The sequence below is a fragment of the Ornithinimicrobium sp. genome, from assembly GCF_051004135.1.
Classification (GTDB): Bacteria; Actinomycetota; Actinomycetes; order Actinomycetales; family Dermatophilaceae; genus Ornithinicoccus.
Window position 1 is genome coordinate 1 of sequence record NZ_JBPCKQ010000178.1, and the last position, 6,102, is coordinate 6,102.

5 protein-coding genes are annotated in these 6,102 nt (G+C 69.0%); 1 reads left to right on the top strand and 4 read right to left on the bottom strand.

Annotated elements, in window-relative coordinates; genetic code table 11:
- The 4 genes from ACR2FV_RS12370 to ACR2FV_RS12385 all read right to left on the bottom strand — a co-directional run.
- On the bottom strand, positions 1-475 hold a 475-nt coding region (locus ACR2FV_RS12370), incomplete at its 3' end, for a carbohydrate ABC transporter permease (RefSeq protein WP_434015996.1).
- Complete coding sequence (locus tag ACR2FV_RS12375; protein ID WP_434015997.1) at positions 472-1,593, bottom strand: carbohydrate ABC transporter permease; 1,122 nt, start codon at positions 1,591-1,593, stop codon at positions 472-474. The genes ACR2FV_RS12370 and ACR2FV_RS12375, both read right to left, overlap by 4 nt.
- The gene (locus tag ACR2FV_RS12380; RefSeq protein ID WP_434015998.1) at positions 1,590-2,855 is read right to left on the bottom strand and encodes an extracellular solute-binding protein; all 1,266 of its coding nucleotides are present in this window, start codon (positions 2,853-2,855) and stop codon (positions 1,590-1,592) included. Before ACR2FV_RS12380 ends, ACR2FV_RS12375 begins: the two co-directional genes overlap by 4 nt.
- Positions 2,852-3,946, bottom strand: a complete 1,095-nt coding sequence (locus ACR2FV_RS12385) for a LacI family DNA-binding transcriptional regulator (RefSeq protein WP_434015999.1) — start codon at positions 3,944-3,946, stop codon at positions 2,852-2,854. The genes ACR2FV_RS12380 and ACR2FV_RS12385 overlap by 4 nt, the downstream gene beginning before the upstream one ends.
- Before the next feature lie 88 nt (positions 3,947-4,034).
- Between ACR2FV_RS12385 and ACR2FV_RS12390 the strand changes: the two genes are divergently transcribed.
- Complete coding sequence (locus ACR2FV_RS12390; protein WP_434016000.1) at positions 4,035-5,903, top strand: glycogen debranching N-terminal domain-containing protein; 1,869 nt, start codon at positions 4,035-4,037, stop codon at positions 5,901-5,903.
- The last annotated feature ends 199 nt before the right edge of the window (positions 5,904-6,102 follow it).

The window sequence follows — 6,102 nt, forward strand, 5'->3', positions numbered from 1 at the left end:
CCGGGTAGGTGTTGTAGATCCCCAGGTAGTTGAGCACCAGGAACTTGGGGATCAGCAGCACGATGCCGGGCACGGCCATGACAGCCAGCAAGCTGGTGAACAGTGCGCCCCGGCCCGTGAACTTCAACCTTGCCAGCGCGTACCCCGCCAGCGAGCAGAAGAACACCCGCCCCGCGGTGACAAACAGCGTGACCACCAGCGTGTTCGTGAACCACAGCGGGAACGGCGTGTCGGCCAGCTCCCTCCAGGCCGCGGTCGTGAACGGGTTCGGGACCAGGGACAGCGGGCTGGCGGTGGAGGAGGCGTTGGTCTTGAAAGCAGTGGCCAGCTGGATGAAGAAGGGGTAGACGTAGAGCAGGGCGAACAGGATCAGCAAAGCGTAGAAGAAGATCTTCTTGCCGTTGCCCGTCTTGGTCCCCACGGCTTGCACCTCCGACTCAACCGGCTTGGTGGACTGCTGGGTCGAGGTGCTCATGTGGTCTGCGCCTTCCGCTGCTCCTGCTCGGTGATCCGGGTCCGTTGTTTACGCTGTCGCCGCTTCTGCTGCCGCGCGGCCTTGGCCTGGGCCGCGTCGTCCTTGTCGCGTAGGAGGTAACGCTGGGCCGTGGTGAGCACGAAGATCAGGGCGAACAGGATGAAGGCGATCGCCGCTCCCCGGGGGAAGTCGATGTTCGCGAAGGCCGCCTGGAAGGACAGGTAGGCCGGGGTCAGCGTGGTCTTGGCCGGCCCGCCCTGGGTCATCACATACATCTGGTCGAAGACCTGCCAGGTTCCGATGAACCCCAGGGTGGCCACCAGCAGGATCATGGGTCGCAGGTGCGGCACGGTCACGTTCATAAACCGCTGCCACCGGTTGGCGCCATCGACCATGGCCGCCTCCTCGACTTCGGCGGGCAGGTCCTGCAACGCCGCGAGGAACATCAGCATGAACGTCCCGGCCGTGGTCCAGACGACCTGCAGCATGATCGCGCTGAGGGCCACCGAGGGCCCGGCGAACCACTCCCACAGGGACAGCCCCAGCACCGAGGGGTTGGTGAGCCAGTCCGGTGGACTGGCGATGCTCCATACCCCCAGACCATCGCCGATCAGGTGGATCACGCCACGTGGGTCCTGGAACCAGTTCGGGCCGTTGATGCTGAAGAACGCCAGGATCTTGTTGATAGCGCCGGACCCAGCGAACAGGAACAAGAAGAGCGCCGAGATAGCCACCGAGGACACCACCGAGGGGAAGTAGAACGCGGTGCGGAAGAACGAGCGTCCCTTGAGGAACTTGTTGTTCAGCAACACCGCCAGGCTCAGGGCCAGCACCGTCTGCAGCGGCACGACCCCGAGGACGTAGTAGAACGTGTTGCGGAACGACGTCATCAAGTCCTGCCGGGCCAGCCCCGACTCGATCAGCAACTCGCCGTAGTTCTCCAACCCTACGAAGCTTGTCGCTCCGCCGAACGGGCTGCCCCGACCGGTCCAGTCGCTGAGCGAGACCCACAGCGCCATCGCGATCGGCACGACCAGGAACAGGCCGAGCACGATGATGGCCGGGGTGACGAACAACCATCCTGCGCCCTGCTGGCGCTGCGGGTCCCCGGCCTTCATTCGCCCAGCACCGCCCCGGCGTTCTGGTCGAAGCCCTCCATCAACTTGGTGATGTCGGCGTTGGCGATCCGCTCGAGCTCGGAGTTGAGGTCCGCCACGACCGGACCCATGTCCGGCGCGTTGATCGGGCCGTGCCCGTAGTCGGCACCGGCGATGAACGCCTCGTCCTCGGGGAAGGCCGCCTTGTAGTCATCGGCAGCCGCCTGCCGGCTGGGCATCACACCGAAGGCCTCGGCGAACTTCATCTGCTGCTCCGGCGTGGTCAGGTAGTTCACCAGATCCACCGCCTGGGCCTGGGCTTTGGAGGCGTCGGCCACCCCCCAGCACTGGGTGAACAGCAACGTGCCCTTGCCTTCGGAGCCCTCCGGCACCTGCGCCACGGTGTAGTCCACGTCCGGGTAGTCGGCGCTCATCGCGCCCGTGATCCAGTTGCCCTCCAAGGTCATCGCGGCACGCTCGGTGCCGAACGCCTCACCGCCCCAGCCCGCGTCGACGTCACCGGCGTAGGCGAACGACCCGGCGGCCATCTGCTCCTTGACGTACTCCAGGGCATTGACGACCGGCTCGCTGGTGCCGGTGGCCTCGGTCGCCTCCTCGTTGAGCCACCACCCACCGTTGCCGACCACAAATGCGCCGGCCCGGTCGATGCCGGGGGAGACGACCAGTCCCTTCTGGTCCGCAGTGGTCAGGGTCTCGGCGACCGTGGCCAACTCGTCGAAGTTGGTCGGGATGTCCTCGTCGGTCAACCCGGCGGCCTCCCAAGATGCGGTGTTGATCTGCAGCGCCAGAGTGGAGAAGTCCTTGGGAGCACACCACTGGGTGTCCTCGAAGGTGAAGGCGTCGCGCAACGACTCGTAGAAGTCGTCGTTCTCCGCCGCCTCGTACGCGTAGAGGTTGCCTGCCGCTGCCTGCTCGGCCACCTTCGCCGCGTCGAGGTAGAAGATGTCCGGCGGGCTTCCGCCGGCGAAGCCCTGGGCGAGCTGCTGGTCGATGTTCGAGGCGACGCGGACCTCCACTTCGTTGCCGGACTCGGAGGCCCACGCGGCGGCGGCCGCCTCGACGGCAGCGGTCTCGGCCTCGCCGGAGGAGGCGATCAGCATGACCAGGCTGGCCGGCCCCTCGGCGGAGGCGGGAGCCTCGTCCTCGCCGCCGCCGGCGGCGGTGTCCTCCTCGAAGCCTCCACCGCCGCAGGCGGCCAGGGCCAGGGTGCCGGTGAGTGCCACGGCAAGCAGCGTGGAGCGTCGACGCTGGGAGATTCTCATATCGTGCCTTCCTTGCTGGGGTCGGTGCTGTCACCGACCGTGATGGTGGGGATGAACAGGGCGCCCTCGGTGGGTGCCGGGTCGCCGGCCAGCTGGTGGTGCACCAGGGCCAGCAGACGGTCTGCGATCTCGCCCAGCGGTTGGGTGAGCGTGGTGATGCCGTGCAGCCGGGCGGAGGCCGAGCCGTCGAAGCCGGTGATCCCGAGATCACGGCCCGGGTGCCACCCCCGCTGCAGGGCGGCGTGCCGCACGCCGAGCGCGAGCACATCGGAAGCACACACGATCGCGTCACCGGGCTGCAGCTCCTCGAGCATCTCCTCGGCGCGGTGCACCGCCTCAGGCAGGCTCTGCAGAGCCGTTCCGAGGGGCCCGGCCGACACACCGTGCGCGCCGGTGGCTTCCTCCCAACCGCGTCTGCGCAGCGCGCCGACCCCGTGGGCAGAGGGCCAGCCGAGGTAGCCGATCCGCTGGTAGCCCCGTTCGACGAGGTGTGCCACGGCCAGCGCGGTGCCGGCACTGCCGTCGACGTCGGCCCACGACGTGACCGTGGGATCGTCGTAGACCCGGCCGAATGCCGCATAGGGAATGCCCTCTTGACGCAGCCACTCGGGACGCGGATCGCCGGGATGGGTGTCGCTGAGCACGAAAGCGTCGACCAGGTGCCGGCGCACCATGTCCTGGTAGCCCGCGAGGGTCGGGAAGGCGTCGCGGGAGGCGAAAGGGACCAGGTGACAGGCGTGCCCGGGCGCGGCGACAGTCAGGGCGACCAGGAACGGGTGCGCGACGTCGCTGGGGGTGTCGGTCAGTGCGTCGATCTCGATGCCGACGGCTCCGGCCCGCTGGTGGCGCAAGGTGCGCGCTGCGCTGGAAGCCTGGTAGTTGAGCCGATCGATCTCGGTCAGCACCCGCTGCAGCGTGTCAGGACGGACCCGGCCGGGCTGGTTGACCGCGTTGCTCACGGTTTGCCGCGAAACGCCCGCGGCGCACGCGACGTCCATGATCGTCGCTCGCGAGCGCACCTCAGTGCTCCGCGACCGGACCTCGCTGCTCGACATCGTCATCTTGACTCTCGGGCGGTGCTGCTGTTGCATGAATATGAACGTTCATTATAACGTTCATATCCACAGTGCTGACATAGTGACGCAACAGCAAAACCGGTGTCAAGAGCAGGGAGCGACGATGACCCAGCAGCCGTGGCTGCACGACCTGCACATCGCCGTCGACGGTCCGGCCACGGTGCTCACCCACGACGACGGCTCCATCCGGGACGGGGCCACCGGGTGGTATGTCGATGACCGCCGCCTACTGCGGGGGTTGGCCCTCACCCTCGACCAGGAGCGGCCGACCCCGATCGCCGCCTCGGCCACGGGTGCCACCGCGCGGTTCTGGGGCGCCGCCCGGCACCTGGGCGATCGCGGTCCCGATCCGACCGTCGAGGTCCACCAGCGTCTGAGCACCCGTGGCCACCAGCTCGCCGTGGAGGTCACGGTCACCTCCCGCGCCCGGGGTGACGTCGACACCAGGCTGTGTCTGGACCTCGCCGCCGACGGCACCGATCTGGCCGTGGTCAAAGGCGGGTCCGAGCCGGCCGGACCACCGCGCGTCGAGGTGGAGGACGTCATCTGGTGGTCCGACGAGCGGCACCGGACCACCGTGCGCCCGCAGCCCTCGCCGGCCATGAGCAAGCCGGTCGCCCCCGGCAGCATCCGGTTGACCTGGCCGCTGCGGGTCACGCAGGGCCAGCACGTCACGATCACCCTGCTGTTGGAGGCCACGCGCACCCGAGCGTCCGCCTTCGATGCCGACGCCGGGTCCGCTGACTGCGACTGGAACCGGCTGAGGGTCGACGGCGACGACGAGTGGCGCACCCTGGTCCGCACCAACCTGACCGATCTGCAGCACCTGCTGCAGCGGGACCCGATGGCCCACCAGGACGTCTTCGTCGCCGCGGGCACGCCGTGGTACCTCACACTCTTCGGCCGGGACGCCCTCTGGTCGGCGCGGATGATGCTGCCCTACTCGAGCCGGCTCGCCGAGGGCACCCTGCGGGCGCTGGCGCGGCGGCAGGCCGACACCCTGGACCCTGCGACGGCGGCCGAGCCGGGCAAGATCCCGCACGAGGTGCGGCGCACGACATACACCGAGGACGATCTGGTGCTCCCCTCGGTCTACTACGGCACGGTCGACGCCACTCCGCTGTGGATCGTGCTGCTGCACGAGGCGTGGCAGGCGGGTCTGCACGAGGCTGCGGTGCGGGAGCTGCTGCCGCACCTGCAGGCCGCCCTGCGCTGGATGAGCCAGGCGGTCGCCCAGTCCCCGGACGGGCTGCTGCGCTATCTGGACGCCGAGGGGCACGGCCTGAGCAACCAGGGCTGGAAGGACTCGGGTGACTCGATGCGGCACGCGGACGGGTCCGTCGCGAGGGCGCCGATTGCTCTCATCGAGGCGCAGGCGTATGCCGTGCAGGCCGCCCACGGTGCGACGGAGCTGCTCGAGGCGCTCGGGGAGTCCGCTGAAGATTGGCACGCGTGGGCGAGCGCCTTGGCCCGGCGGGTCCGGGACCACTTCTGGGTGGAGGACGGCCATGGCCGCTACCTCGCGATGGCGTTGGACGCCGACGGTCATCCGGTGGACGGCGTCGGCAGCAACATGGGACACGCCCTCGGGACGGGCCTGCTCACCACCTCGGAGGAGGCGCTCGTCGCTGAACGGCTGATGCGCCCCGACATGCTGCGGGAGTTCGGCATCGCCACGCTGTCCTGCGACAACCCGGCCTACAACCCGACCGGCTACCACACCGGCTCGGTCTGGACCCACGACAGCGCGATCATCCTGCGGGGGCTCACGCTGGCCGGCTTCGCCAAGGAGGCCGACCGGGTGCACGACGCCCTGGTGCGGCTGAGCACCCGCAGTCGGCACCGCTTCCCCGAGCTCATCGGCGGTGACGCGGTGGGGAGCCAACCGGTGCCCTACCCCGCGTCCTGCCGGCCGCAGGCCTGGGCAGCAGCGAGCGCCGCCGTGCTGCTGCAGCACCACACCTCCCGCTAGTTTTGCTAGGGGAGCTGCGGCCCACTTCTGCTGTTTTCAAGGGAAGACGCGGAGGAACAGCCCGGCGCCGACCGATGTGCGCGCGGACGCCCCCGGCGCGGGAGCGGGGGGCGCGCACGTCGGTCGGCTCATGGGACTCGTGACACCTTTCATCGCCGACTCATTACCTGACCACCTGTCCCGGGACGCCCCTCGGGGA

What these genes read in the sequence shown, in the direction of transcription:
- ACR2FV_RS12375 (WP_434015997.1), bottom strand. Translation starts at nt 1,593, where the DNA reads ATGAAGGCCGGGGACCCGCAGCGCCAGCAGGGCGCAGGATGGTTGTTC.
- ACR2FV_RS12380 (WP_434015998.1), bottom strand. Translation starts at nt 2,855, where the DNA reads ATGAGAATCTCCCAGCGTCGACGCTCCACGCTGCTTGCCGTGGCACTC.
- ACR2FV_RS12385 (WP_434015999.1), bottom strand. Translation starts at nt 3,946, where the DNA reads ATGCAACAGCAGCACCGCCCGAGAGTCAAGATGACGATGTCGAGCAGC.
- ACR2FV_RS12390 (WP_434016000.1), top strand. Translation starts at nt 4,035, where the DNA reads ATGACCCAGCAGCCGTGGCTGCACGACCTGCACATCGCCGTCGACGGT.